Consider the following 24,007-nt stretch of genomic DNA (forward strand, 5'->3'; position numbering starts at 1 on the left):
GTCCGCCGCACCTCCAGGAGTCCTAGTGGCCCGCGTCGTCGTCGACGTCATGCTCAAGTCCGAGATCCTCGACCCGCAGGGCAAGGCCGTCCACGGCGCACTGCACCGGCTGGGGTTCACCGACGTCACCGACGTCCGGCAGGGCAAGCGCTTCGAGCTCGAGGTCGACGGTGAGCTCACCGACGACAAGCTCGCGAAGGTCGAGGAGCTGGCCGGGTCGCTGCTGGCCAACCCGGTGATCGAGGACTTCACGGTGACGCCGGCATGAGGATCGGTGTCGTCACCTTCCCGGGCTCGCTCGACGACGTCGACGCGGCCCGCGCCGTCACGCTCGCCGGCGGGGAGCCGGTCGCGCTGTGGCACGGCGACCACGACCTCCAGGGCGTGGACGCGGTGATCCTGCCGGGCGGCTTCTCCTACGGCGACTACCTGCGCTGCGGCGCCATCTCCCGCTTCTCCCCGGTGATGACCGAGGTCATCGAGGGTGCCGCCAAGGGTCTGCCGGTCCTGGGCATCTGCAACGGCTTCCAGATCCTCTGCGAGTCGCACCTGCTGCCCGGCGCTCTGATCCGCAACCACCACCGCAAGTTCGCCTGTGTCGACCAGCGGCTGCGCATCGAGAACGCGTCGACCGCGTGGACGGCGTCGTACGACGAGGGGCAGGAGGTGACGATCGTGCTCAAGAACGGCGAGGGCAGCTTCGTCGCCGACGAGGACACCCTCGACCGGCTTGAGGGCGAGGGCCGGGTCGTGGCGCGCTACCTCGGCAAGGACCCCAACGGGTCGCTGCGCGCGATCGCCGGCATCACCAACGAGGCCGGCAATGTCGTCGGGCTGATGCCGCACCCCGAGCACGCGGTCGAGGACCTCTGCGGTCCCGGCACCGACGGGCTCGGGTTCTTCACCAGCGTGCTGCAGCGCGTCCTGGTCTGACGCGTTCTGGGGGTCAGCCCAGGAGAGGTAGCTCGAGGTCGTAGGCGAGCACGATGGCGCGCGCCAGCTCCGCCTCCTGGCTGTCGGTGAGGCGCCCGACGGTGCGACCGAGGGCGCTCACCGGGACGGTGAGGACGTTGTCCAACGCAACGACGCAGTCGTGGTCGAATCCGTTGGCAGGGCCGAGCCGGACCTCGCTGGAGAGGCCCTTGATCGTCGAGGTGATGGGCGCGATCGTCACCTTGGTCATCGCTGCGCGGGCAGCCGCGCGCGTCAGGATGAGTGCCGGGCGTGTCTTGTCCAGCCGCGCCAGGCAGATCTCGCGCATGCTCTCACTCCTCGAGCGCGACGTGCGTGGCGGTCCACGCGACCAGGTCGTCGAGGTCGTCCTCGGTGCCCTGGGCACGCAGGAGCTCCGCGTCGTGCTCGGCGACCAGCCGCCGCATCTCGCGTTCGAGCGCGGACGTGACGAGGGCGGCTCGACTGGGGGCCTTGCCGGCGGCCACGGCCCGGTCGAGGAAGGCCACCATCTCGTCGGGGAGGCGCACGGCGATCTGCGTACTCACGGCCTCATCCTACCCCAATGCATCCCAGAGTGGGATGCATTGCGCACCGTCCGGCCGGCGGCCGCCACCACCGCCTCGAGCGGCCCCCGACGCCGTACGACGGCGAAGACCGCGCCGACCACCAGCGCGAGCGCGACCTGGCGGGCGAACGCGTCCGGGCCCTCGGTCCAGACGTCCTCGCCGAGCAGCACGACGTGCAGGGAGTAGAGCGTGAGCGTCATCGCGCCCGCGCCGAACGCGATCGCCCACAACCGCGGCAGCACGCGCGCCGCCAACACGCAGACCCCGATCACCAGCAGGGCGCTGCCGCCGGTGCGGGCGAGGTCGAGCGGGGTGCTGGCGTGGGGGTTGGCGACGGCCAGCCACGCCCACGTGTCGGTGGGGACGTTGCCGTAGAGGCTGCCCTCGAGACTGCGGTCCAGGTCGCCGGGGACGATGCCCGGCGTCCACGTGGTCGCCACGGAGTCGCGCAGCGCGTCGCGGATCGCCGGCTGGGCGACGAGCAGGCGGGAGACAACAGGCGCCGCGAGCGCGAGCGCGAGTCCGACCAGCGCGAGGCGGGCCGCGGTCATCGTGCGGCGCAGGTCGAGGCGTCCGATCGCCATGCCGAGCAGGAGATAGGCCAGCCAGACGAGCACGGGGTAGTAGCCGGTCACGGTGAGCTCGGCCAGCAGCTCGGCCGGCCGCTCGGTCAGGTGCGCGAACGTCGGGCTGTCGAACCCGCGCTCGGGGAGCTCGGGGCGCACGACGAACGACACCGCCGGTCCCACCAGCGCCCACACGCCCGCAAGCACGAACAGGGCGCGGGCGCGCAGGCCGAGGAAGGCGATGCCGAGGCAGAACAGCACCCCGTAGTAGGTGAGGATCACCGCCACCCCGGAGTCGCGGCCGCCGAGCCAGAGCCCCAGGGCGGCGATGAGGACGGCGCGGGCCAGGAGGCCGACGGCGACCCCGGCCCGCTCGCGACCTCGCACCGGACGGGCACCGCCGCTCATGAGCGCCAGCGACACCCCGGCCAGCACGGCGAACAACGCCGACGCGCGCCCACCCGCGAGCTCCGCCGCCCACGACCGCTCGCCGGCCTCGTCGTACGTCGCGATGACGTGGGTGGCGATCATCCCGAGCAGCGCCAGGCAGCGGGCGACGTCCAGGCCGACGATGCGGGTGCACGGTCGCGGCGTGGGGCGGGTCACGCAGTCAGCATCGCAGCCGCACCCGGCGCGGGGCCGTCCGACGCGGCCGGGGAGAATCGGTCCATGAGCCCGCACCGGTTGTTCCGCATCGTCGCCGTGGCCGAGGCCATCACCTGGGCGCTGCTGCTCACCGGGATGTTCCTCAAGTACGTCACCGAGACCACCGAGCTCGGCGTGCGGTACGGCGGGATGCTGCACGGCGTCGCGTTCGTGGCGTACGTCGTCACGACCGTCGTCGTCGCCGTCGACGCGAAGTGGTCGCCGGGCCGGACGCTCGTCGGCCTGCTCGCCGCGGTGCCGCCGTTCTTCACCATCTGGTTCGACGTCGCCATGGAGCGTCGCGGTGCGCTGCCGCGGGCCTGGCGCCTGCGCACCGAGCAGCCTGCCGGCGCCCTGGAGCGCCCGGTCGCCGCCCTCGTCCGCCGTCCCCTGGTCGGGCTGCTCGTGGGTGTGGTCGTCGTCGCTGTCCTCACCGGGCTCGCGCTGCTCGTCGGCCCGCCGACGGGCTGACGGCCGCGAATTCGCTACACGTGTAGCGAACTCACCGCCTTGTAGCCGTTCCAGCCGGCGTGTCGCACAAGTTCGTATACACAGTCCGGCTCAGACCCGGACGCGGATGACCCGGTCGTCGTGCGGGCCGGGCGTGCCGCGGCCGTCGCGGTTGGACGTGGTGATCCACAGCGAGCCGTCGGGTGCGCGCTCCACGGTGCGGATCCGCCCGAGCCGACCCTCGAACAGCCGCACCTTGCGGCCGCGGCGAGCGCCGTTGAGCTTCACCGCCCACAGGCTGCGACCGCGCAGCGCGGCGACGTACGCCCAGCCCTTCGCCGTGGCGATGCCGCTCGGGGAGCACTCCGCGGTCGTCCACGTGACGAACGGGTCGCGGTAGCCGGGGCCGCGGCCCTCGACGACCGGCCAGCCGTAGTTGCCGCCCTTGACGATGCGGTTGAGCTCGTCGAGGCGGTTCTGCCCGAACTCGCTGGCCCAGAAGCGGCCCTTGTCGTCGATGACCAAGCCCTGGACGTTGCGGTGGCCGTAGGTCCAGGTGTAGTTGCCGTACGGGTTGCGCTTGGGCACCTTGCCCGTCGGCGTCATCCGCAGGATCTTGCCGGCCAACGAGCTGCGGTCCTGCGATAACGAGGTGTCGCCGGCATCACCCGTGCTGGCGAACAGCATCCCGCCAGGGCCGAACATCAGCCGCCCACCATTGTGGGTGTGGCCCTTCGGGATGCCCGCCAGCACGACCCGCCGGCGGCCGAGCCGGTTGCGCGCGAAACGCATCCGCACGATGCGGTTGTCGGTGGCCGTGGTGACGTAGGCGTAGACCCAGTTCTTGCCGCGCGCGAACTGCGGATGCACCGCCAGCCCGAGCAGGCCGCCCTCGCCCGCCGCGTCGGTGGGGATGTTGCCCACCAGCCTCCGTCCGCCGGTCTTGCGCACCCGCCAGACCCGCCCGCTCATCCGCTCGCTGACGAGGGCGTCGCCGTTGGGGAGGAAGGCCAGGCCCCACGGGACCTCGAGCCCCGTGGCCAGCACCTTGCCGAGTCGCGGCGCCGCGTCCGCGGGCGCTCCGCTCAGCAGCGTCGCCGCCCCGGCCGCGCCCAGGCCGAGGAACCCGCGTCGCCCCACGCTCACGGCCGCACCTGCCACAGCCGCGCCTGCTCGCAGATGCCGGAGTCGGCGACGAACAATCGACCCTTGGTCGGGCCGTTGAACGATGCGGCCGCGCCGTCGGGGTAGCACGCCCCCGTCCTGGACCCGCGCACCGCGAGCTTGGCGCCGAGGACCCACACCGACGGGTGCGACTCGTCGCGGTCGGGGCGGGTGACGACGACGCGGTTGGCCGCGCGGTTGACCGCGATCGCGCCGCCGGCGTTGTAGCCGCCACCCGGCAGCACCCGGCGCTGGAGGGTGCGTCCGGTGGCGACGTTGATCCGGCTGACGACGTACCGGTTGCCCGAGCTGAGCAGATAGAGCGCGTTCACACCCTCACCGAACGCGGCCGCCGTGACATCACCGTCACGGATCGCGTAGGACCGCACGCGCCGTGCCTGGCGCGGCTTGCGTACGTCGAGCACGTGCACGCGGCGACTGTCGGTCGCGACCAGCCGCTTCCCGTTGCGCGAGATCGCGAGGTAGGTCGCGGCGACCGGGACGCGGCGTACGAGCTTGGGTACGCCGTTCTTGCGCAGCGCCAGCACGAGGACCTGGGAGCCGGGCGTGTGGATCCAGTCGTCGGCGGTGACATAGGCGAACTTGCCGTTCGGCGCGACCACGACGTCGAAGAGCGTCGCGCGCTGGCCCGCCACGCGGAAGCCGACCTTGCCCACGCGGCGGGGCTTCGCCTTCCCGATGTCGGTGACCCACAGGTTGCGGTCCTCGGTGGTGTAGGCGAACCGGTTGCCACGCACGGCCAGCGCGCTGTCGGTGTCGGCAGGCACCGGCACGCTGCCGGTGATCCGGTTCGTGCGCAGGTCGATCTTGTGCAGCGCCTCGGGGCCGTAGCTGCTGCCCTGGTGGACGATGCCGAACCGGCCGTCTCGGGTCACCTGCACCCGCGCGTCCCCGCGGCCCGGCGCGAGGTCGGTGACCGGCACCAGGCCCGCGTCCGCCACGCCGTACGACGACCCGTGCCCGACCGCCCCAGTGGGCCCGGAGGCCAGCACCGGCGCGACGAGCGCCACGACCCCGGCGGCCAGCCCGGCCGCGATTCCTCTGCCTGCTCGTGCCATCCGCCGACCGCTCCCCGTCCGTCTAGCCCCACGGCCGCGGCACCCGTTGTCGCGGCTCGGCTCAGGTTAGGTGGCGGGGGCGGTCCGGGCCAGCCCTCCGGGGACCGGAAGGCTCCTGGCTCCGGGTAGATTCAGGGCCGTGACCCAGGCCCCCATCGCCCTCGACACCGTGGCCGCCGCGGCCACCGATCCCGACCGCGAGCAGCCGTGGGCCGAGCTCGGCCTCAAGCCCGACGAGTACGCCCGCATCCGCGAGATCCTCGGCCGCCGGCCGACCTCCGCGGAGCTGGCGATGTATTCGGTCATGTGGAGCGAGCACTGCTCCTACAAGTCCTCCAAGGTGCACCTCAAGCAGTTCGGCGAGTCGATGACCGACGAGATGCGCGAGCCGCTCATGGTCGGGATGGGCGAGAACGCCGGCGTCGTCGACGTCGGGCAGGGCTACGCGGTCACCTTCAAGGTCGAGTCCCACAACCACCCGTCGTACGTCGAGCCCTACCAGGGCGCGGCGACCGGCATCGGCGGCATCGTCCGCGACATCCTCGCGATGGGCGCGCGGCCGGTCGCGGTCATGGACCCGCTGCGCTTCGGCCCGCTCGACGCCGAGGACACCAAGCGCGTTTTGCCCGGGATCGTCGCCGGCGTCGGCGGCTACGGCAACTGCCTCGGGCTGCCCAACATCGGCGGCGAGGCGGTCTTCGACGAGACCTACGTCGGCAACCCGCTGGTCAACGCGCTCTGCGTCGGCGTGATGCGCCACGACGAGCTCCACCTCGCCAACGCCTCGGGCCTGGGCAACCAGGTCATCTTGTACGGCGCCAAGACCGGCGGCGACGGCATCGGCGGCGTGTCGGTGCTGGCGAGCGAGACGTTCGAGGTCTCGACAGGCTCGACCAGCGGGGGGCCGGCCAAGCGCCCCGCCGTCCAGGTCGGCGACCCGTTCATGGAGAAGCTGCTCATCGAGTGCACCCTCGAGCTCTTCGCCGAGGGTCTCGTGGCCGGCATCCAGGACCTGGGCGGCGCGGGGCTGTCGTGCGCGACGTCGGAGCTGGCGAGCGCCGGCGACGGCGGCATGCACGTCTGGCTCGAGCGCGTCCCGCTGCGCGACTCCAGCCTCGCTCCCGAGGAGATCCTCATGAGCGAGTCGCAGGAGCGGATGATGGCCGTGGTCGAGCCGGAGAAGGTCGCGCGCTTCCTGCAGATCTGCGCGAAGTGGGACGTCGACGCCACCGTGGTCGGCGAGGTCACCGACACCGACCGGCTCGTCATCACCTGGCACGACGAGGTCATCGGCGACGTACCCCCGCGCAGCGTCGCCCACGACGGGCCGACGTACGACCGTCCCTACGCTCGCCCCGACTGGCAGGACGCGCTGCAGGCCGACCGCGCCGAGGCCCTGCCGCGCCCGCAGACCGGCGACGAGCTCCGCAGCACCCTCCTGCAGCTGGTCGCCAGCCCGAACCTGTGCGACAAGTCGTGGATCACCGACCAGTACGACCGCTACGTCCGCGGCAACACCGTGCTCGCCCAGCCCGAGGACGCCGGCGTGATCCGCATCGATGAGGAGACCGGGCTCGGCGTCGCGGTGGCCACCGACTGCAACGGCCGCTTCGCGAAGCTCGACCCGTACGCCGGCGCGCAGCTCGCGCTCGCCGAGGCCCACCGCAACGTCGCGGCCACCGGTGGCCGCCCGCTCGCGGTCAGCGACTGCCTCAACTTCGGCTCGCCCGAGGACACGGCTGTCATGTGGCAGTTCGCCGAGACCACGCGTGGCCTCGCTGCGGGCTGTGTCGAGCTCGGCATCCCGGTCACCGGCGGCAACGTCAGCCTCTACAACCAGACCGGCGAGACCGCGATCCTCCCGACCCCGGTCGTGGCAGTCCTCGGTGTCGTCGACGACGTGAAGCGGCGTACGCCGTCGGGCTTCGCGAGCGCGGGGCTCGAGGTGTATGTCCTCGGCACCACGCGTGAGGAGCTGTCCGGCTCGGAGTGGGCGCACGTCGTCCACGGCCACCTCGGCGGGCTCCCGCCGCAGGTCGACCTCGCCGCGGAGAAGGCACTGGCCGAGGTGCTCGTCGAGGGCGGGCAGGGCGGCGTGCTCGCTGCAGCCCACGACCTCTCCGACGGCGGGCTCGCCCAGGGGCTGGTCGAGTCGTGCCTGCGGCACGACGTGGGTGTGCGGGTGAACGTCTCCGGCATCGCCGAGGGCGACGCGTTCGTCGCGCTGTTCAGCGAGTCGGCCGCGCGTGCGGTCGTCGCCGTACGCCCCGAGGACGCCGACGCGCTGCGCGCGCTGGCCGAGAAGAACGGCGTGCCGCTCACCCGCATCGGCGTGACCACCGAGGAGCCCGTCCTCGAGGTCGAGGGCGAGTTTGCCGCGCCGTTGAGCGAGATCCGCGAGGCGTGGTCGGCGACGCTGCCCTCCGTCTTCGGCTGATCCGTCGGTCGAGCGGAGCCGGATCTTCGGTCGAGCGGAGTTGAGAGCCGGAAACTTCCGCCGGCCAGGGGCTCGACGTGGGTGCCCGATTGGGCTGGAATGTCCCCACCAGTCCACACAGCTCTTCACGGGGGATCGATGCGTCGTACGCACACTCGCTGGTTCACGTCCTTGGCGGCTCCGATCGCAGCCGGCGGACTCGCCGTGTCGATGCTGGCGGCCGTCCCGGCGGCCGCGGACGGGTCTGATGGTGCCGACGGCACGATCCTGGCCGACCTCGCCGCGGTGAGCACCCGGGCCGCCGACGCGAAGTCACCTGCGGTGCAGCAGGGGCGGCAAGTGGCGCAGGGCGGCTTCGGTGCCGCGAGCACGACCCGACCGATCCGGCGTACGGCGACGGTCACCGACTTCGAGTCCGACCCTCCGCCCCCGGCCAACGCGGCGCAGCGCCTCACGCGCGTGGTCGCCACTCAGGACCTGCAGAAGGGCGAGTTCGTCGCCCAAGCGACCTTCGCCTCGGCTCCGTCGGGCGCGGCGGACAACGCGATCGTCGCGGTCTACTTCGGCGAGTACGTCGACGGCTACTGCACCAGTCGGATCTCGATTCTGGGCGAGACCCACGGATCCGGCACCGGCGGGGTCTTCCAGAGCGACGGCGCGAATCTGGCGGTCAAGCGCTCGCGCTCAGGGGAGACGGTGACGCTGCGCAGCAGCGCGCTTCCCGCGCGGGTGAAGGCAGCCGAGCCGGAGTGCATGCTCGCGGCGGTGTTCGTCGACGACCCCGACGTGCCGGTGCACAAGACGACGGCCCCGAGGCTCAGCGACGTCCACCCGCCGGAGCCGTTGAAGTTCACCATCACCCCCGGCGACCCGGTGCAGGGCAACTACGCCGGCAAGGTGACCCGGATCCGCCTCGAGGTGCGCAACGAGTCGCGGACCCCGGCGACCGGCGTACGGCTGCGGGCGATCGGCAAGAGCATGAAGATCGGGAAGCCGGTGCGGAACCTCGGGCGGGTCGATGGCCGGACGACGAAGCACGGGATCATCTACAACGTCCGGTTGCAGGGGGCGAAGCCGCGCAAGCTCATCTTCCGTGTCACGGCCGGCGGACGCACCTTCAACCGCGCGATCACGATCGCCCGCAAGCCCGCGCCACGCCGGCTGCCGTCTCTCGTCGGCCGCTACTTCTGGGGCCACGGTCCGGCCAGTGCCGACACCGGTTGGGACACCCGCGCGGCGTACTTCGTCAACAACCGATTCGTCTACCTCGGCTTCCCGCAGGGCGGTCAGCGGCCCGCGTGTCGCCAGGCCACCAAGCTCTGCAAGCGTTATGCCTACAACGCCCGCACCGGCAGGCTGAAGATCGCCAAGGCGAAGCCGGTCGCCATCACGTCCGAGGGCTTCGGGTTCCGCAACGGTCGCTACTACCCGACGACGCTCGCGAAGAAGGGTCAGCGCTTCAGCGTCAACCTCAAGCGCCACGACTTTCACGGCAACTGCCTGGTCTTCTGCAACACCCGGACCGAGTGGCTCCAGTTCAACAAGAACGGCCGCTTCGTGTTGTCGAGCATGTCGATCGGCAGCTGGGGCGTGCCCGGGTCGGGCGGCCAGTGGTCCACGATCCCGCCCGACGAGAAGGGGACCTATCAGGTGATCGCCCGCGGCCGGGTCCAGCTCAACTTCGCCAGCGGCAAGAAGCAGCGCCACACCCTGGCTATCGACCACGACATCCGCAACAAGCCGTCCCCGGGTGGTGCGGGCCTGATCCTGGGCGACCGCAACTTCTACCTCGACGACTGACCCATCCCGAGTCGTGGGTCTGGGGCCTCCCGATGCGGAGGCCTCAGACCCACGACCGTGGCAGGATCGGCCGGTGACCGAAGCGCCTCCGCTCGCCGCGGACCCGAACTTCCGCCGCTTCTGGGCCGGCGTCACTCTCGGCCAGCTCGGCGCGCAGCTCGGCCACATCGCGCTGCCGGTCGTGGCGGTGCAGCTGCTGATGGCGAGCGAGCTGGAGCTCGGCGTGCTCAACGCGGCGGCGACGGCCGCCTTCCTCCTGGTCGGCCTGCCCGCAGGTGCGTGGGTCGACCGGTGGGCCAAGCGGCGGGTGATGATCCGCGCCGACGTCGTGCGCGCGGTCGCGATCAGCGCGATCCCCGTGCTCTGGGCGTTCGACGCGCTGGCGATGTGGCATCTGTACGTCGTGGCGGCCGTCATCGGCGTCGCGACCGTCTTCTTCGACGTCGCCTACCAGTCGGTGTTGCCGTTCCTGGTCCGGCGCGAGCAGGTCTCCGACGCCAACGGCAAGCTCGAGGGTGTCGCCCAGGTCGCGCGCGTCGCGGGCCCGGCCGCCGGCGGGTTGTTGCTCAAGGTGGTCAGCGCACCGCTGCTCTTCGTCGCCGACGCGATCGGCTACGCCTTCTCGGCGTTCTTCCTCTCCCGCGTCCACGACCGGGAGGTCCCGCGGGTGCGGGCGCCCGAGGCCCGGCTGCGGACGGAGATCGCCGAGGGACTCGGGTTCGTGCTGCGCCACCGGCTGCTCGTGCGGATCGTCGCCTGCACGACGTTGTCCAACCTCGCGTTCACACTGGCCTTCACCCTGATGCCGATCCTGGTGCTGCGCATCATCGGACTCGAGCCGTTCTGGTTCGGCGTGGTGATGGGTGCGGGCGCCGTGGGCGGGATCGTCGGCGCGGTGCTGGCGCCACGCATCGGCCGGGTCGTCGGCGAGGGTACGGCGATCCCGCTCGCGTCGTTGCTGGGTGGCGCGACCTTGGCGCTGGTGCCGCTATCGGCCTCGCTCGGGTCGCCGTACGCCGCGATGGGCGTGTTGCTGCTCGCGGAGTTCTGTTTCAGCTTCTCGGTGCTCGTCTACAACGTCATGCAGGTGAGCATGCGTCAGCGGATCTGCCCCGAGCACCTGCTGGGCCGGATGAACGCCTCGATCCGGTTCTTCGTCTGGGGGATCATGCCGCTGTCCGCGCTGCTCTCCGGCGTCCTGGGCGACCGCATCGGGGTCGTGGCGACGATGTGGGTCGCGGTCGTGCTGGCGTGCCTGGCCGCGGTGCCGGTGGTGTTCTCGCCGTTGCTCGGGATGAAGACCTTGCCCGACGCACCCGACGCCGCGCCGGAGCCCGCACCGAGCGCCGCGGCGACGCCCGACCCGCTGGGCTCAACGCCTCCCGGCGCGGAGCGCGAGCCAGGTGGTGGTGCCGGCGACGCCGGTGACCGGTAGTCCGACGCGCTTCTGATAGGCCCGCACCGCCTGAGTCGTCTCGTAGCCGTAGTAGCCCGTCACCGGGAGCCGCGGCGTGCCGGCCGCCTTGAGCGCGCGCTGGAGGCGGCGTACGGCGTGGCTGCCGCTGCCGTACTTGCTCACCGGACCGGGACCGGCGGAGTGCAGCGCCACCCAGGTCGGCCGGGTGAGCCGTCCGGTGGCGGGCAGGCCGACGGCGGTCTGGAACCGGCGTACGGCGACCTCGGTCCGCTTGGTGAAGCGCGGTCGGAAGCGCGGCGAGCGGTAGTGGCCCTGCACGCGCAGCAGGCACTGCGCCGCACGGATCTCGGGGTCGACGTCGCCCTGCTTCCACGGGCGGTAGCGCGCGTGGTCGATCACCTTGCGGCAGGTCTTCGACTGCGGCGGGACCCGCGTGCCGGCGCCCATGACCGTGTAGTTGGTGTCGATGTTGATCCGCACGCCGCCGTGCGTCTCGTCGTGGTCGCCGCGGTACTGCCGCATCACCCGGCCGCGCTCCGACCACCACGCGTGGTCGTAGAACGCCGAGGCGAAGGTCGGCGGCGTCGCGGTCGGCGGGACCCGGTAGCCCTGGGCCGGCACCCACTCGGCCACCCACAGCCGGTCGGGCATGGTGTGTCGCCCGGCCCGGCGTGCCTGGTCGAGGAGCGCGATGCCCGACGCCGCGGAGGAGTAGACGCCGGAGCGGTAGCCCAGGCGGCGTACTTCCTTGGTCCAGGACGAGAGGAACGCCAGCGCCGACTCGCGGCAGTGGGCCTTCGTCGTCGGGAACGCCTCGAGGTCGAACCACAGCACGCTGCGCGCGCCGATCCCGAGCAGCTTCGCGGCGTCGACCGCCGCCTGCGCCTCACCGGCCGCCTGCGCGCGCGCGGCGGCGTAGTCGTCCGCCGGCTTCGGCGAGATCCGGCGGTCGGCGTACCTCTCCACCGGCGAGCACGCCGCCTGCCGGCCCACCACGATGGGGAACAGCGCCCACCCGCGCTGCGCCTGCGTCTTCACCCAGGTGGCGTCGAGGTTGAGCTGGTCGGCGCAGTAGCGGTTGTCGCCGGCGATGTAGATGCCGATGCCGCGGTACGGCGAGCTCTCCCACCACGCGTCCATCGCCGCCTGCGACGGCGCTTGGCACTGGTCGAACACGTAGCCGGTCATCCGCCCCGGCATCGCCCGGGTCGCCGACGACTGGCTGACGGCCGCGGACGCCGCGCTCGCACCCCCGCCATCGTGGGGCGCCCCCGACCCACCACTGAGCGCGGGTACGGCGAGCGCGACGCCGAGCGCCGCAGCGAGGAGGCGGCGCAGGCGCGGGGAGGGGCTGAGCGACACGGTGCCTCCGGGAGTGACGAGGGAGGGCAAACGGTACGCCGTCTCGCCCGCGCGCGGACGTAGTTGGTCGAGTGCCGGCCCAACTGGGCTGGTCGAGTGCCGGCCGAGGCGTTAGCCGAGGGCGGTGTATCGAGACCGGGGAGGTGGTGGGGGTCTCGATACGCCGCTCACTTCGTTCGCGGCACTCGACCACCGTGATTTGTGTTGGTCGAGTGCCGTCCGAGGGGTTACCCGAGGGCGGTGTATCGAGACCCCGAGGGAGGCGGAGGTCTCGATACGCCGCTCACTTCGTTCGCGGCACTCGACCACCGTGATTTGTGTTGGTCGAGTGCCGTCCGAGGGGTTACCCGAGGGCGGTGTATCGAGACCCCGAGGGAGGCGGAGGTCTCGATACGCCGCTCACTTCGTTCGCGGCACTCGACCACCGTGGGTTGGTTGGTCGAGTGCCGTCCGAGGGGCCGAGTTTGGGTTGGTCGAGTGCCGTCCGAGGGGTTACCCGAGGGCGGTGTATCGAGACCCCGGGGGAGGCGGAGGTCTCGATACACCGCTCACTTCGTTCGCGGCACTCGACCACCGTGGGTTGGTTGGTCGAGTGCCGGCCGAGGCGTTAGCCGAGGGCGGTGTATCGAGACCCGTCCCTCACCGGTCGAACTCCTTCTTCGCCAGTCCCGGGAGGAGCGAGAACTCCCCACGGATCAATGCTTCGCGCTTCGCGCGCCCCCACCCCTGGATCTGCTTCTCTACCGAGAACGCGTCCGCGACCGATGCGTACTCCTGGTTGAAGACAAGCCGGACCGGGCGGCGCCGACGGGTGTACGCCGCGCCGTGCCCCTCCTGGTGTTGATGGAGCCGCGCGGGCAGGTTGGTGGTGCTGCCGACGTAGTAGGAGCCGTCCGAGCACTCGAGGATGTAGACGTGTGGCATCGCCCCAGGCTCCCGGGTTCCGCGAGTCTGCGCTGTTGGTCATCCACAGGCCGGGGTCTCGATACGCCGCTCACTTCGTTCGCGGCACTCGACCACCGTGGTTTGTTGGTCGAGTGCCGTCCGAGGGGTTACCCGAGGGCGGTGTATCGAGACCCGTCCCTCACCGGTCGAACTCCTTCTTCGCCAGACCCGGGAGGAGCGAGAACTCCCCACGGATCAATGCTTCGCGCTTCGCGCGCCCCCACCCCTGGATCTGCTTCTCGACCGAGAACGCGTCCGCGACCGAGGCGTACTCCTGGTTGAAGACGAGCCGGACCGGGCGGCGCCGACGGGTGTACGCCGCGCCGTGCCCCTCCTGGTGTTGATGGAGCCGCGCGGGCAGGTTGGTGGTGCTGCCGACGTAGTAGGAGCCGTCCGAGCACTCGAGGATGTAGACGTGTGGCATCGCCCCAGGCTCCCGGGTTCCGCGAGTCTGCGCTGTTGGTCATCCACAGGCCGGGGTCTCGATACACCGCTCACTCCGTTCGCGGCACTCGACCACCTCGGACGGGGCTCACTTCGTTCGCGGCACTCGACCACCTTGGCTTGTTGGTCGAGTGCCGTCCGAGGGGTTACCCGAGGGCGGTGTATCGAGACCGGGGGCCCGAGCGCTGGTGGGGGGTCTCGATACACCGCTCACTTCGTTCGCGGCACTCGACCACCTCGGACGGGGCTCACTTCGTTCGCGGCACTCGACCACCTCGGGCGGGGCTCACTTCGTTCGCGGCACTCGACCACCTCGGACGGGGCTCACTTCGTTCGCGGCACTCGACCACCCCATGGGCTCGCGCGGCACTCGACCACTGCGGCGCACAGGGATACTGGAGCCCGTGGCACCCCGACTCCGTCCCCAGTCCGCCGAGGCGGTGGCGCAGGCGCGTGCGGCACTCGTTGGCGATCCGACGGACAAGGCGGCGCTGCGGCTGCTGACCAAGCACTACCTCGCGGTGCTGTCGCAGCAGGCTCCTGGTGGGGCGGTGGAGGTGCGGGTGCCGCCGTACGCCGCGGTGCAGTGCATCCCGGGCACCAGCCACACGCGTGGCACCCCGCCGGCGGTCGTCGAGACCGACGCGGCGACCTGGATCGCGCTGGCGAGCGGCGAGCTGGCCTGGGAGCAGGCGACCGAGGAGGGGCGGATCAGCGCCTCGGGGGAGCGGTCGGACCTCTCGGCGTACCTGCCCCTGTGACCGAGACCACCATTCCGCCGCGTGGGGGTGCGGCGTACGCTCGGTGGTGCACGAGCCACTGAACCGTCCGGTACCCCTGGTGGACTGGAACGAAAGGCCACGACATGCGCATCACGCCTGCGCCCGTCCCTGCGGGCAGCCCTGCCCTGCCGCCGTCCCCGAGCGGGTCGGTCACCGTGGGCGTGATCGGCGCCGGCCGCGTGGGTGCCGTGCTCGGCGCGATCCTCGCCGACACCCCGGGCTATGCCCTGGCCGCCGTCTCGGGGGAGACGCCCGCGACGCGCGAGCGCATCGCGGCGCTGCTGCCGGGCGCGCAGATCCGCAAGCCGACCGACGTCGCGCGCGCCGCGGACCTGCTGCTGTTGACCGTGCCCGACGACCGGCTCGCCGGCGTCGTGTGCAGCCTGGTCGGCAGCGGGGCGATCCGGGAGGGCCAGTACGTCGTCCACACCTCCGGCAAGCACGGGCTCGACGTGCTGCAGCCGGCCGCCGACCTGGGCGCGCACGTCCTCGCGCTCCACCCCGCGATGACCTTCACGGGCACCGCCGTCGACCGTGCGCGCCTGCAGGGATGCGTCTTCGGCGTCACCGCCACCCCCGCCGACCTTGCGTACGCCGACCAGCTGGTCGCGGTCCTCGGGGCGCGTCCGGTGCGGGTCGCGGAGGACCAGCGCGCGCTCTACCACGCAGGTCTGGCCCACGGCGCCAACCACCTCGTCACCCTCGTGGCCCAGGCGATGGACATGCTCGCCGCGTCCGGCGTCGCCGACCCGTCCGGCACGCTGCGCCCGCTGCTGTCGGCGGCGCTCGACAACGCGCTGACCGACGGCGACGCCGCGCTGACTGGCCCGGTCGCCCGGGGCGACCGGCGCACCGTGCGCGACCACCTCGCCCAGATCACCGAGCACACGCCCGGTTCGCTCGACTCCTACGTCGCGATGGCTCGCGCGACCGTCGACCGCAGCGCTGCCGACGGCCGGCTCGCCGGCGGGCGCGCCGCCGCGCTGCACGAGACGCTGAGCGAGGCGCTGCCTGAGGCGCCCGGCCACCCCGTCGCGCCGGCGGACGACGCAGCCGCCGACTCCGAGCGGACCCCCCTGTGAACGCTCCCTCCCCCCGCACCCCGCGGGTCGTCGGCACGCGCGCGGAGCTGGCTGAGGCGCTCGCCGCGGTCCGCGCCGGCGGCGACCGGGTCGCCCTCGTGCCGACGATGGGTGCGCTGCACGTCGGCCACGCCAGCCTCATGACCCACGCCCGCGAGCAGGTCGGTGAGGACGGCGCCGTCGTGGCGTCGATCTTCGTCAACCCGCTGCAGTTCGCGCCCGGCGAGGACCTCGACCGCTACCCCCGCACCCTCGACGCCGACCTCGAGGTCTGCGCCGAGCACGGGGTCGACCTGGTCTTCGTGCCGCCGGTCGAGGAGGTCTACCCCGAGGGCGTGAGCGCCGGCTCCGCCGCCGACGCGGTCACCGTCGACCCGGGTCCGCTCGGTGCCGTGCTCGAGGGCGCCGCCCGCCCGACCCACTTCCGTGGTGTGCTCACGGTCGTCGTGAAGCTCTTCGGCCTCGTGCGCCCCGACGTCGCGGTCTTCGGCCAGAAGGACTACCAGCAGCTGGTGCTCGTACGCCGCATGGCCGCGGGCCTCTGCCTCGGCGTCGACGTCGTCGGCGCCCCGACCGTCCGCGAGGACGACGGGCTCGCGCTGTCCTCGCGCAACCGCTACCTCGACGACGTCCAGCGGCGTACCGCCCTGGTGCTCTCGAAGGCCCTGTCCGTCGGTGCCGCGAGCGCGGCCCGCGGCGCCGAGGCCGTGGTGGCCGCTGCGCACGACGTACTCCGTGAGGAAGGCGAGGGCGTCGACGTCGACTACCTCGTGCTCACCGATCCCGACCTCGGCGACGCCCCCGTCGCCGGCGAGGCACGGCTGCTCGTCGCCGCCCGCGTCGGCACCACCCGCCTGCTCGACAACGTGCCGCTCCTTCTGGGCGCACCCGTCCCCACCCCTGCCCGCCAGCCAGTCCACGAGGGAGCTCACTGATGCTGCGCACGATGATGAAGTCCAAGATCCACCGCGCGACCGTGACGCAGGCCGACCTGCACTACGTCGGCTCGGTGACGGTCGACGCCGACCTGCTCGACGCGGCCAACCTGCTCCCCGGCGAGCTGGTCCACATCGTCGACATCACCAACGGTGCCCGGCTGGAGACCTACACGATCGCCGGCGAGCGCGGCTCGGGGATCATCGGCATCAACGGTGCCGCCGCCCGCCTCGTGCAGCCCGGCGACCTGGTGATCCTCATCGCCTACGCGCAGATGGAGGACGCCGAGGCGCGCAGCTACCAGCCCGACGTGGTCTTCGTCGACGCCGACAACAAGGTGATGGGCTTCGGTCACGACCCCGCCGAGGCGCTGCCGCAGCAGGGGCTGCTGCGCGGCGACCTGGTCCACACTCCGCGCTGACGCCACCGCGGACCCACCGGTGATGATCCCTGCCCGCCTCGCGGCCCCACCCCCGGGTTGGGTGAGGTACGCCGACGTCGTGGTCATCGGCTCCGGCATCGCCGGCCTGACCGCGGCGCTGCGGATCCGGGCCGGGCTGGAGGCGTCAGGGCAGCTCTCGGGCCAGCTCTCCGGTCAGGGCGGCTCGGTGCTGGTCGTCACCAAGGACCACCTGTCGGCCGGCTCCACCCAGTGGGCGCAGGGCGGCATTGCCGCTGCCCTCGGTCCGGGTGACTCGCCCGAGGAGCACCTGCTCGACACCTTGAGCGCCGGCGCCGGCATCTGCGACTCCGACGCCGTGCGCGTCCTCGTCACCGAGGGACCGGCCGCAGTTCACGAGCTGATCGCGCTCGGGGCGACCTTCGACCTCGACCCCGACGGCCTGCTCGAGCTCACCCGCGAGGGCGGCCACCACCGCGACCGGATCGCCCACGCCGGCGGCGACGCGACCGGGGCCGAGATCCAGCGGGCGCTCGTGGCGGCGATCCGCTCCACTCCCGACATCGAGGTCATCGAGCACGCGATCGCGCTCGACCTCATCCCCGGCGCCGACGGCGGCGTGGCGGGCGTGACGCTGCACGTGCTCGGCGAGGGCCAGAGCGACGGCGTCGGCGCGGTGCACTGCCGGGCGGTCGTGTTGGCGAGCGGTGGCCTGGGGCAGGTCTTCTCCGCCACCACCAACCCCGCCGTCGCGACCGGCGACGGCCTGGCGTTGGCGCTGCGCGCGGGCGCCGTGCTGCGCGACGTCGAGTTCGTGCAGTTCCACCCCACCGTCATGTGGCTGGGCGGCGACTCCCGCGGGCAGCAGCCGCTCATCTCCGAGGCGGTGCGCGGCGAGGGCGCGTTCCTCGTCGACGACGCCGGCATGCGCTTCATGCAGGGTCAGCACGAGCTCGCCGACCTCGCCCCGCGCGACGTGGTCGCCAAGGCCATCACCCGCCGCATGCGGGAGCAGGGCCGCGAGCACGTCTGGCTCGACGCGCGGCACTTTGGACAGGCGAAGTGGGAGCGCCGCTTCCCCACGATCCTCGCGACCTGCCGTGCCCACGGCGTCGACCCGGTCACCGACCTGATCCCGGTCGCGCCCGCCTGTCATTACGCCTCCGGCGGCGTGGCCACCGACCTGGTCGGGCGCACCTCGGTGCCGGGCCTCTACGCCTGCGGCGAGGCGGCCTGCTCGGGCGTCCACGGCGCCAACCGGCTCGCGTCGAACTCCCTGCTCGAGGGGCTCGTCTTCTCCCGCCGCATCGCCGAGCACCTCTCCGAGACGCTGCCGCCCCGTCAGGACCCCGCCCCCGATCGGCGTACGGCGGGGCTGGTCGGGGCGGGCGCGCGCGAGCGGATCCAGGCCACGATGACCGAGCTCGCCGGCGTCCTGCGCTCGGCGTCCGGGCTGGCGCGCGCGACCGGTGAGCTGGTCGAGATCTCCGCCCTGGCGGCGGCCGATGAGCCCGACGCCGGCGCGTGGGAGGCCACCAACCTGCTCACCGTCGCCACTGCCCTGGTCACCGCGGCCGAGGCGCGCGAGGAGACGCGCGGGTCCCACTGGCGCGAGGACTTCGCCGAGGCCGACGACGCGTGGCGCGGCCACCTCGACCTCGCACTCGACCCGGCGACCGGTCGGCTGTCGCGCACCTTCCAGCCCTCCGCCGACCACTCGTCCCTGCTGGTGTCCGGAGGATCCGCATGACCCCCGACCACGTCGTCGCCCGCACGTCGTACGCCGACCTTCCCTCCGAGCTCACCACCGAGCTGCGCGCGGCCGGCCTCGGCCCCGAGGACCTGTACGGCGCCGTGGCCCGCGCGATCAGCGAGGACGTCCCCGGCACCGACGTCACCAGCGTGGCGACCATCCCCGAGACGCTGCCTGGCACGGCCGACCTCGTCGCGCGCCGGCCCGGCACCATCGCCGGGCTGGGCGTCGCGGAGCTCGTGCTGCGCTACGTGATCGGGCCCGACGTCGAGGTCGCCCGCCACGCCGCCGACGGTGACCGCGTGGAGCCCGGCGCGGTGCTGATGAGCGTCACCGGGCCCGTCCTGCGGCTGCTGGTCGCCGAGCGCACCGCGCTGAACTACCTCGGCCGCCTCTCCGGCATCGCCACCGAGACCGCCCGCTGGGTCGAGGCGCTCGCCGGCACCGCGACCCGCGTGCGCGACACCCGCAAGACCACGCCCGGGTGGCGCGACCTGGAGAAGTACGCCGTGCGCTGTGGTGGCGGGGTCAACCACCGGCGCTCGCTCTCGGACCAGGCCCTGGTCAAGGACAACCACGTGCTCGGAGCGGGCGGCGTCGTCGAGGCCTACCGCGCCGTGCGCGACCACTACGCCGGCCAGGTGCCACCGCTGGCGATCCAGGTCGAGGTCGATTCCCTCGAGCAGCTGCGCGAGCTGCTCGACGCGGGCGCCGAGCAGGTGCTGCTCGACAACATGACGCCCGAGCAGGTCGCCGAGGCCGTCGAACTCACCGCCGGCCGCGCTCAGCTGGAGGCCTCCGGCGGACTCGACCTGGAGGTCGCCGCGGCGTACGCACGGGCCGGGGTGGACTTCCTCGCCGTCGGCGCGCTCACCCACTCCGCCCGCGTTCTCGACATCGGGCTCGACCTGCGCGAGGAGGCCGGCCGTGGTTGACGCCGACCCGTTGCCCGACCCGTTGCTCTGTGTCGACATCGGCAACTCCCGCACCGTCGTCGGCCTGGTCCGCGACGGCGAGGTGATCGAGCACTGGAGCGTGCAGACCGACGAGCGGCGTACCTCCGACGAGTGGGGCCTCCTCGTCGACGGCCTGCTCCAGCGCACCGAGGTCGAGCTCGCCCCGGTCGGCGTCGCGCTGTGCTCCACCGTGCCGTCGGTGCTGCACGAGTGGCGCACCATGCTCGCGGCGTACTTCCCCGACTGCCCGCACGTCGTCGTCGAGCCCGGCATCCGCACCGGCATCCCGGTCCTCATGGACAACCCGCGGGAAGTCGGCACCGACCGGATCGTCAACGCCCTCGCGGCGGCGCGGCTCTATGACGGACCGGTCATCGTGGTCGCCTTCGGCACCGCCACGACGTTCGACGTCGTCAACGGGTCCGGGCAGTACGTCGGCGGCGCCATCGCCCCGGGTGTCGAGATCTCGCTGGAAGCGCTGGGTCGCCGCGGCGCCCAGCTGCGCAAGATCGAGCTGCGCCGCCCGCGCTCGGTGATCGCGAAGAACACCGTCGAGGCCCTGCAGTCCGGGGTGCTGTTCGGCTACGCCAGCCAGGTCGACGGCATCGTCACCCGCATGGCCGCCGAGCTCGACGTGCCCCTCGCCGCGCTCGACGTCGTCGCCACCGGCAGCCTCGCCCCCCTCGTGCTCGAGGAGTGCGCCACCATCACCGACCACCGCCCGCTGCTGACGCTGCTCGGGCTGGAGCTGGTCTTCGAGCGCAACACGTAGCCGGTCGCTGGTCGAGATCCCACATCTGCGACATCTGGCACCGGTGGCGGTGGTGAATCGGTGCCAGATGTCGCAAGTCGACGACTATCCGTCGACCCGCAGCTGCGCGACGCGCGGGACCCAAGGTCGTGCCCACGGCGGCGCGTCCAGCGTCCACGCGCGCTCCCGGGGTCGGGCGGCCAGTCGCTCCGCGTCATGCAGGAGCCGGACGGCCTCGACCCGGTCGTCAGGAGTGAGCAGGCCGCCCCCGACGATGGTCACGACCTCGAGTCCGGCACTGCGCAACCGGTGCAGCCGCGCGTTGTCCTGACGGTGCCGAGCAGCGGTGCGGTGCTCGGAGCCGTCGTACTCGATGGCGATGCCACGCTCGACGTCGAGCAGGTCCGGGCGGGCCAGGAACTCGCCGTCGGGGTCGAAGACCTCGACGTTGACCAGGGGGTCCCACCCGATCGCCCGACACACGAGGCGCAGGCGTGACTCCGGTGGTGAGCAACTGCGGACACCGGCGACCCGCAGCACCTGTCGCGCCCGACGGGCGCCCCAAACAGGCGCATCGTCCAGGGCTGTCGCGACCCAGGTGGGGTGGGCGATGCCGGCGGCGTACGCCATCTCCACGTCGACGACTGCGGTGTAGTGATCCCGCGTCAGGCGGGCGATGTCACCTACCGCTCGTGCCGGAGTCGTGACCGGAATTCCCTGGATCTCGGCTCGGTGCTGTGCCGGCAGCGGTTGGCGGACGATCCGAGCGCCGGGCCAGGCACGGGGCGCGCTGCTCCCCGGCGCAAGCAGGAGTGGGACGGGGCGTGGCGCACCGGAGTCGAGGCCGTCCAGATAGGCCGCCCCGTGGAGGCGCGCGGCTGCCCAGCCGGTCACGACGGCCTCCGGCAGCCGCGCCCACTCCTCCACGATGCGTTGCTCGACGGTCGGCTCCACCGATGACGGCACGTAGAGACCGGGGCCGGCACGCCGCCACCGCTTCCCGCGTGCCTCGCCACGGCTGGGTGCGGGCGGCCCGGAGCCAACGCGCACGGGCGCGACCAGCCGCGGCGGACGACAACGGACGTCGTTCATGCCCGACAGCGTCGCGAAGTTCGCCTCCGCGTCGCGGCGCTCATCCACAGGCGTCCGTCGTCCCGGGGTTTGCGACATCTGGCACCGATACGCCGGCGTGAGCAGTGCCGGATGTCGCAAGTCGAGCCGGGCAGAGGTGGGCCCCACGCGGTCTCTAGGATCGAGCACCATGACCGACCAGCCGACTTCCCCCGAGCACCAGGCCGATGCCCAGGCCGACGACGTACCCGAGCAGATGCGGGTACGCCGGGAGAAGCGTGACCGGCTGATCTCCTCGGGCAAGGGCGCCTACCCGATCGCGGTGCCGCGGACCCACACGATCACCGCGATCCGGGAGTACTTCGACGACCAGGACCTCGCGCCCGACACCCGGACCGGGCAGCAGGTGGCGATCACCGGGCGCGTGATCTTCCTGCGCAACACCGGCAAGCTCTGCTTCGTCCGGCTGCGCGAGGGCAACGGCGCCGAGATCCAGGCGATGCTGTCGCTGGCGGAGATCGGGCAGGACCCGCTCGACGAGTTCAAGGCACTGGTCGACATCGGCGACCTGCTGAGCGTCGAGGGTGAGGTCATCACGAGCCGCCGGGGGGAGCTCTCGGTGGCGGCGACCAGCTGGACGATGGCGGCGAAGGCGCTGCGCCCGCTGCCCAACGAGCACAAGCCGCTGAGCGAGGAGGCGCGGGTCCGGCTGCGCTATCTCGACATGATCGTGCGACCCGAGGCCCGCGAGATCGTGCGGGTGAAGGCGTCGGTGCTCAAGGCGCTGCGCGCGACGCTGGACGAGCGGGAGTACGTCGAGGTGGAGACCCCGATCCTGCAGCTGACGAACGGAGGCGCCGCGGCCCGGCCGTTCAAGACCCACCTGAACGCCTTCGACCAGGAGATGCTGCTGCGCATCGCGCTCGAGCTCGACCTCAAGCGCGCGATGATCGGCGGCGTCGACCGCGTCTATGAGATCGGGCGCACCTTCCGCAACGAGGGGCTGGACTCCACCCACGCTGCGGAGTTCTCGATGCTCGAGGCCTATGAGGCGTACGGCGACCAGTTCTCGATGATCGCGCTCGCCAAGGCATTGATCCGCAATGCGGCGCGTGCGGTCGGTCGCACCCAGGTCACCGCTCGCGACGGGTCGATCATCGACCTCGAGGCCGAATGGCGCGAGGCGTCGATCATGGACCTCGTGAGTGAGGCGACCGGACGCACCATCACTGCCGAGACGCCCGCCGACGAGCTGCGCGCGATCGCTGCCCAGCACGAGGTCGACCTCAAGGACGACTGGGGTGCCGCGGAGATCGTGGTCGAGCTGTTCGAGCAGCTCGTGGAGGACTCGCTCATCCAGCCGACCTTCGTCATGGACTACCCCGCCGAGGTCAAGCCGCTCGCCAAGCCGCACCGTGCCCAGGCCGGGCTCAACGAGGCGTGGGACCTGATCATCAACGGCGTCGAGCTCGGGGCGGCGTACTCCGAGCTCAACGACCCCGTCATCCAGCGCGAGCGGCTCGAGGAGCAGTCGCTCAAGGCCGCTGAGGGCGACCCCGAGGCGATGGAGCTCGACGAGGTCTTCCTGCGCGCGATGGAGCACGGCATGCCGCCGGCCGGTGGCATCGGCATCGGTGTCGACCGGCTCGTGATGTTGTTGACCGGGGTCGGGATCCGCGAGTCGATCCTGTTCCCGCTGCTGCGCCCGGAGTGAGGCGGCGCCGCCCAGGAGTCAGTCGGCAGGCTGGGTCACCGCGACGAGTCCTGCCGCGCCGCGACGGAGGCGTTCGTCGGTGGTGAGCAGTACGGCGTCGAGTGAGGCCGCGAGGGCGACGTACAACGCGTCTCGCGTCGCGATCCGATCGGTCAGCGCCCAGGCCGCCGGCAACAGGGGCTGCAGTGGCCAGCGCTGCGCGCTGAACGTGCGGAGTGCTTCCACGCGTGCGGCCGCGTGGGTCAGTCGGCCGGCGCGGTGGAGGCGTCCGAGCGCTGACAGCACCTCCGCGTCAAGGTGGGCCGGCGCCGCCACGGCCTCGGCGGAGGCGAGCGCGGCACGGTAGCCCGCGGCTGGCGGGAAGTCGCAGACGAGGTCGACGACCAGGGCGGCGTCGACGACGAGGACGCTCACCTGTCGACGAGCTCGTCGTCCTCGACGCGCGCTGTCGTGACCAGATCGGCCCCGGTCGGCCCGCCGGTGTGAGCGGGGCCGAGGTCTCGCACGTGGTCCAGCCACTGGTCCATGGACGGGCTCGCCACATGGCCGGCGAGCACTTCTCGCAGGTAGGCCCGCAGGCTCATGTCACGCGATGCGGCGCGTCGCGTCAGCTCTGCGTGCACGTCGTCGGGGAGGTCTTTGATCAGGACGTCCATGGGCAGACGATATCACTGCGATATCGCTCATCTCTGGGTCTGGGCGGTGGGCGGGTGAAGGTCGCTCGGTAGTCTCC

The 24,007-nt window shown here is 72.2% G+C and carries 25 protein-coding genes; 14 read left to right on the top strand and 11 right to left on the bottom strand.

Annotation, left to right across the window (positions count from 1 at the left end; translation table 11 throughout):
• The first annotated feature begins 25 nt into the window (after positions 1-25).
• Positions 26-268 (top strand): phosphoribosylformylglycinamidine synthase subunit PurS, encoded by a 243-nt coding sequence (gene purS, locus J2S59_RS06910; protein WP_068124855.1) that lies wholly within the window; start codon positions 26-28, stop codon positions 266-268.
• Entirely contained in the window at positions 265-933 is a 669-nt protein-coding gene (gene purQ, locus J2S59_RS06915; RefSeq protein ID WP_068124853.1) for a phosphoribosylformylglycinamidine synthase subunit PurQ, read from the top strand. Before purS ends, purQ begins: the two co-directional genes overlap by 4 nt.
• Before the next feature lie 13 nt (positions 934-946).
• Here purQ and J2S59_RS06920 read toward each other — a convergent pair whose 3' ends face one another.
• The 3 genes from J2S59_RS06920 to J2S59_RS06930 are packed head-to-tail and all read right to left on the bottom strand — an operon-like array spanning position 947 to position 2,692.
• Positions 947-1,261 (bottom strand): type II toxin-antitoxin system PemK/MazF family toxin, encoded by a 315-nt coding sequence (locus J2S59_RS06920; RefSeq protein ID WP_068124852.1) that lies wholly within the window; start codon positions 1,259-1,261, stop codon positions 947-949.
• A 4-nt stretch (positions 1,262-1,265) separates the two neighbouring features.
• Positions 1,266-1,499, bottom strand: a complete 234-nt coding sequence (locus tag J2S59_RS06925; RefSeq protein ID WP_068124850.1) for a ribbon-helix-helix domain-containing protein — start codon at positions 1,497-1,499, stop codon at positions 1,266-1,268.
• Entirely contained in the window at positions 1,496-2,692 is a 1,197-nt protein-coding gene (locus J2S59_RS06930; RefSeq protein WP_306824955.1) for a heparan-alpha-glucosaminide N-acetyltransferase domain-containing protein, read from the bottom strand. Before J2S59_RS06930 ends, J2S59_RS06925 begins: the two co-directional genes overlap by 4 nt.
• Before the next feature lie 63 nt (positions 2,693-2,755).
• Between J2S59_RS06930 and J2S59_RS06935 the strand changes: the two genes are divergently transcribed.
• On the top strand, positions 2,756-3,202 hold the full coding sequence (locus J2S59_RS06935; protein ID WP_068121832.1) for a DUF3817 domain-containing protein: 447 nt from the start codon (positions 2,756-2,758) through the stop codon (positions 3,200-3,202).
• A gap of 90 nt (positions 3,203-3,292) precedes the next feature.
• Here J2S59_RS06935 and J2S59_RS06940 read toward each other — a convergent pair whose 3' ends face one another.
• Entirely contained in the window at positions 3,293-4,327 is a 1,035-nt protein-coding gene (locus tag J2S59_RS06940) for a PQQ-dependent sugar dehydrogenase (protein WP_306824956.1), read from the bottom strand.
• Positions 4,324-5,424, bottom strand: a complete 1,101-nt coding sequence (locus J2S59_RS06945) for an LVIVD repeat-containing protein (protein ID WP_306824957.1) — start codon at positions 5,422-5,424, stop codon at positions 4,324-4,326. Before J2S59_RS06945 ends, J2S59_RS06940 begins: the two co-directional genes overlap by 4 nt.
• Positions 5,425-5,563: 139 nt before the next feature.
• Between J2S59_RS06945 and purL the strand changes: the two genes are divergently transcribed.
• The 3 genes from purL (at position 5,564) to J2S59_RS06960 (ending at position 11,096) form a co-directional block, all read left to right on the top strand.
• Complete coding sequence (purL, locus tag J2S59_RS06950) at positions 5,564-7,861, top strand: phosphoribosylformylglycinamidine synthase subunit PurL (RefSeq protein ID WP_306441363.1); 2,298 nt, start codon at positions 5,564-5,566, stop codon at positions 7,859-7,861.
• Positions 7,862-8,032: 171 nt separating this feature from the next.
• On the top strand, positions 8,033-9,661 hold the full coding sequence (locus J2S59_RS06955; protein WP_068122683.1) for a hypothetical protein: 1,629 nt from the start codon (positions 8,033-8,035) through the stop codon (positions 9,659-9,661).
• 73 nt (positions 9,662-9,734) lie between these two features.
• Entirely contained in the window at positions 9,735-11,096 is a 1,362-nt protein-coding gene (locus tag J2S59_RS06960) for an MFS transporter (protein WP_181642278.1), read from the top strand.
• Here J2S59_RS06960 and J2S59_RS06965 read toward each other — a convergent pair.
• The 3 genes from J2S59_RS06965 to J2S59_RS06975 all read right to left on the bottom strand — a co-directional run bounded on the left by J2S59_RS06965 (position 11,034) and on the right by J2S59_RS06975 (position 13,809).
• On the bottom strand, positions 11,034-12,440 hold the full coding sequence (locus J2S59_RS06965; RefSeq protein ID WP_068122686.1) for a glycoside hydrolase domain-containing protein: 1,407 nt from the start codon (positions 12,438-12,440) through the stop codon (positions 11,034-11,036). The genes J2S59_RS06960 and J2S59_RS06965 overlap by 63 nt on opposite strands.
• A 639-nt stretch (positions 12,441-13,079) precedes the next feature.
• A complete protein-coding gene (locus J2S59_RS06970) occupies positions 13,080-13,364 on the bottom strand; it encodes a GIY-YIG nuclease family protein (protein WP_068122689.1) in 285 nt (94 codons plus the stop codon).
• Between the two features lie 160 nt (positions 13,365-13,524).
• Positions 13,525-13,809, bottom strand: coding sequence for a GIY-YIG nuclease family protein (locus J2S59_RS06975; RefSeq protein WP_068122689.1), 285 nt, complete (start codon positions 13,807-13,809; stop codon positions 13,525-13,527).
• A gap of 424 nt (positions 13,810-14,233) precedes the next feature.
• Between J2S59_RS06975 and J2S59_RS06980 the strand changes: the two genes are divergently transcribed.
• The 7 genes from J2S59_RS06980 (at position 14,234) to J2S59_RS07010 (ending at position 20,510) form a co-directional block, all read left to right on the top strand.
• Positions 14,234-14,590, top strand: a complete 357-nt coding sequence (locus J2S59_RS06980; RefSeq protein ID WP_306441364.1) for a sterol carrier family protein — start codon at positions 14,234-14,236, stop codon at positions 14,588-14,590.
• Between the two features lie 104 nt (positions 14,591-14,694).
• A complete protein-coding gene (locus tag J2S59_RS06985) occupies positions 14,695-15,693 on the top strand; it encodes a Rossmann-like and DUF2520 domain-containing protein (protein WP_306824958.1) in 999 nt (332 codons plus the stop codon).
• The gene (gene panC / locus J2S59_RS06990; RefSeq protein ID WP_181641955.1) at positions 15,690-16,628 is read left to right on the top strand and encodes a pantoate--beta-alanine ligase; all 939 of its coding nucleotides are present in this window, start codon (positions 15,690-15,692) and stop codon (positions 16,626-16,628) included. Before J2S59_RS06985 ends, panC begins: the two co-directional genes overlap by 4 nt.
• Positions 16,628-17,050, top strand: a complete 423-nt coding sequence (panD, locus tag J2S59_RS06995) for an aspartate 1-decarboxylase (RefSeq protein ID WP_068120779.1) — start codon at positions 16,628-16,630, stop codon at positions 17,048-17,050. The genes panC and panD overlap by 1 nt, the downstream gene beginning before the upstream one ends.
• Positions 17,051-17,072: 22 nt before the next feature.
• Positions 17,073-18,779: an L-aspartate oxidase gene (locus J2S59_RS07000; RefSeq protein WP_306824959.1), complete on the top strand. Its 1,707-nt coding sequence runs from the start codon at positions 17,073-17,075 to the stop codon at positions 18,777-18,779.
• Positions 18,776-19,717: a carboxylating nicotinate-nucleotide diphosphorylase gene (nadC, locus tag J2S59_RS07005; RefSeq protein ID WP_068116475.1), complete on the top strand. Its 942-nt coding sequence runs from the start codon at positions 18,776-18,778 to the stop codon at positions 19,715-19,717. Before J2S59_RS07000 ends, nadC begins: the two co-directional genes overlap by 4 nt.
• Positions 19,710-20,510: a type III pantothenate kinase gene (locus tag J2S59_RS07010; RefSeq protein ID WP_246360044.1), complete on the top strand. Its 801-nt coding sequence runs from the start codon at positions 19,710-19,712 to the stop codon at positions 20,508-20,510. The genes nadC and J2S59_RS07010 overlap by 8 nt, the downstream gene beginning before the upstream one ends.
• Positions 20,511-20,594: 84 nt before the next feature.
• On the opposite strand, the gene J2S59_RS07015 is transcribed toward J2S59_RS07010, so the two are convergent.
• Positions 20,595-21,629, bottom strand: coding sequence for a hypothetical protein (locus tag J2S59_RS07015; protein ID WP_068116477.1), 1,035 nt, complete (start codon positions 21,627-21,629; stop codon positions 20,595-20,597).
• Positions 21,630-21,750: 121 nt separating this feature from the next.
• Between J2S59_RS07015 and lysS the strand changes: the two genes are divergently transcribed.
• Positions 21,751-23,274, top strand: coding sequence for a lysine--tRNA ligase (gene lysS, locus J2S59_RS07020; RefSeq protein ID WP_068116479.1), 1,524 nt, complete (start codon positions 21,751-21,753; stop codon positions 23,272-23,274).
• A gap of 18 nt (positions 23,275-23,292) precedes the next feature.
• Here the strand turns inward: lysS and J2S59_RS07025 are convergent, their stop codons facing one another.
• Positions 23,293-23,688 (bottom strand): type II toxin-antitoxin system VapC family toxin, encoded by a 396-nt coding sequence (locus J2S59_RS07025; protein WP_181641415.1) that lies wholly within the window; start codon positions 23,686-23,688, stop codon positions 23,293-23,295.
• The gene (locus J2S59_RS07030) at positions 23,685-23,930 is read right to left on the bottom strand and encodes a FitA-like ribbon-helix-helix domain-containing protein (RefSeq protein ID WP_068116481.1); all 246 of its coding nucleotides are present in this window, start codon (positions 23,928-23,930) and stop codon (positions 23,685-23,687) included. The genes J2S59_RS07025 and J2S59_RS07030 overlap by 4 nt, the downstream gene beginning before the upstream one ends.
• Between the last annotated feature and the right edge of the window lie 77 nt (positions 23,931-24,007).

Origin of the sequence: Nocardioides massiliensis, assembly GCF_030811215.1 — a bacterium.
Classification (GTDB): Bacteria; Actinomycetota; Actinomycetes; order Propionibacteriales; family Nocardioidaceae; genus Nocardioides_A; species Nocardioides_A massiliensis.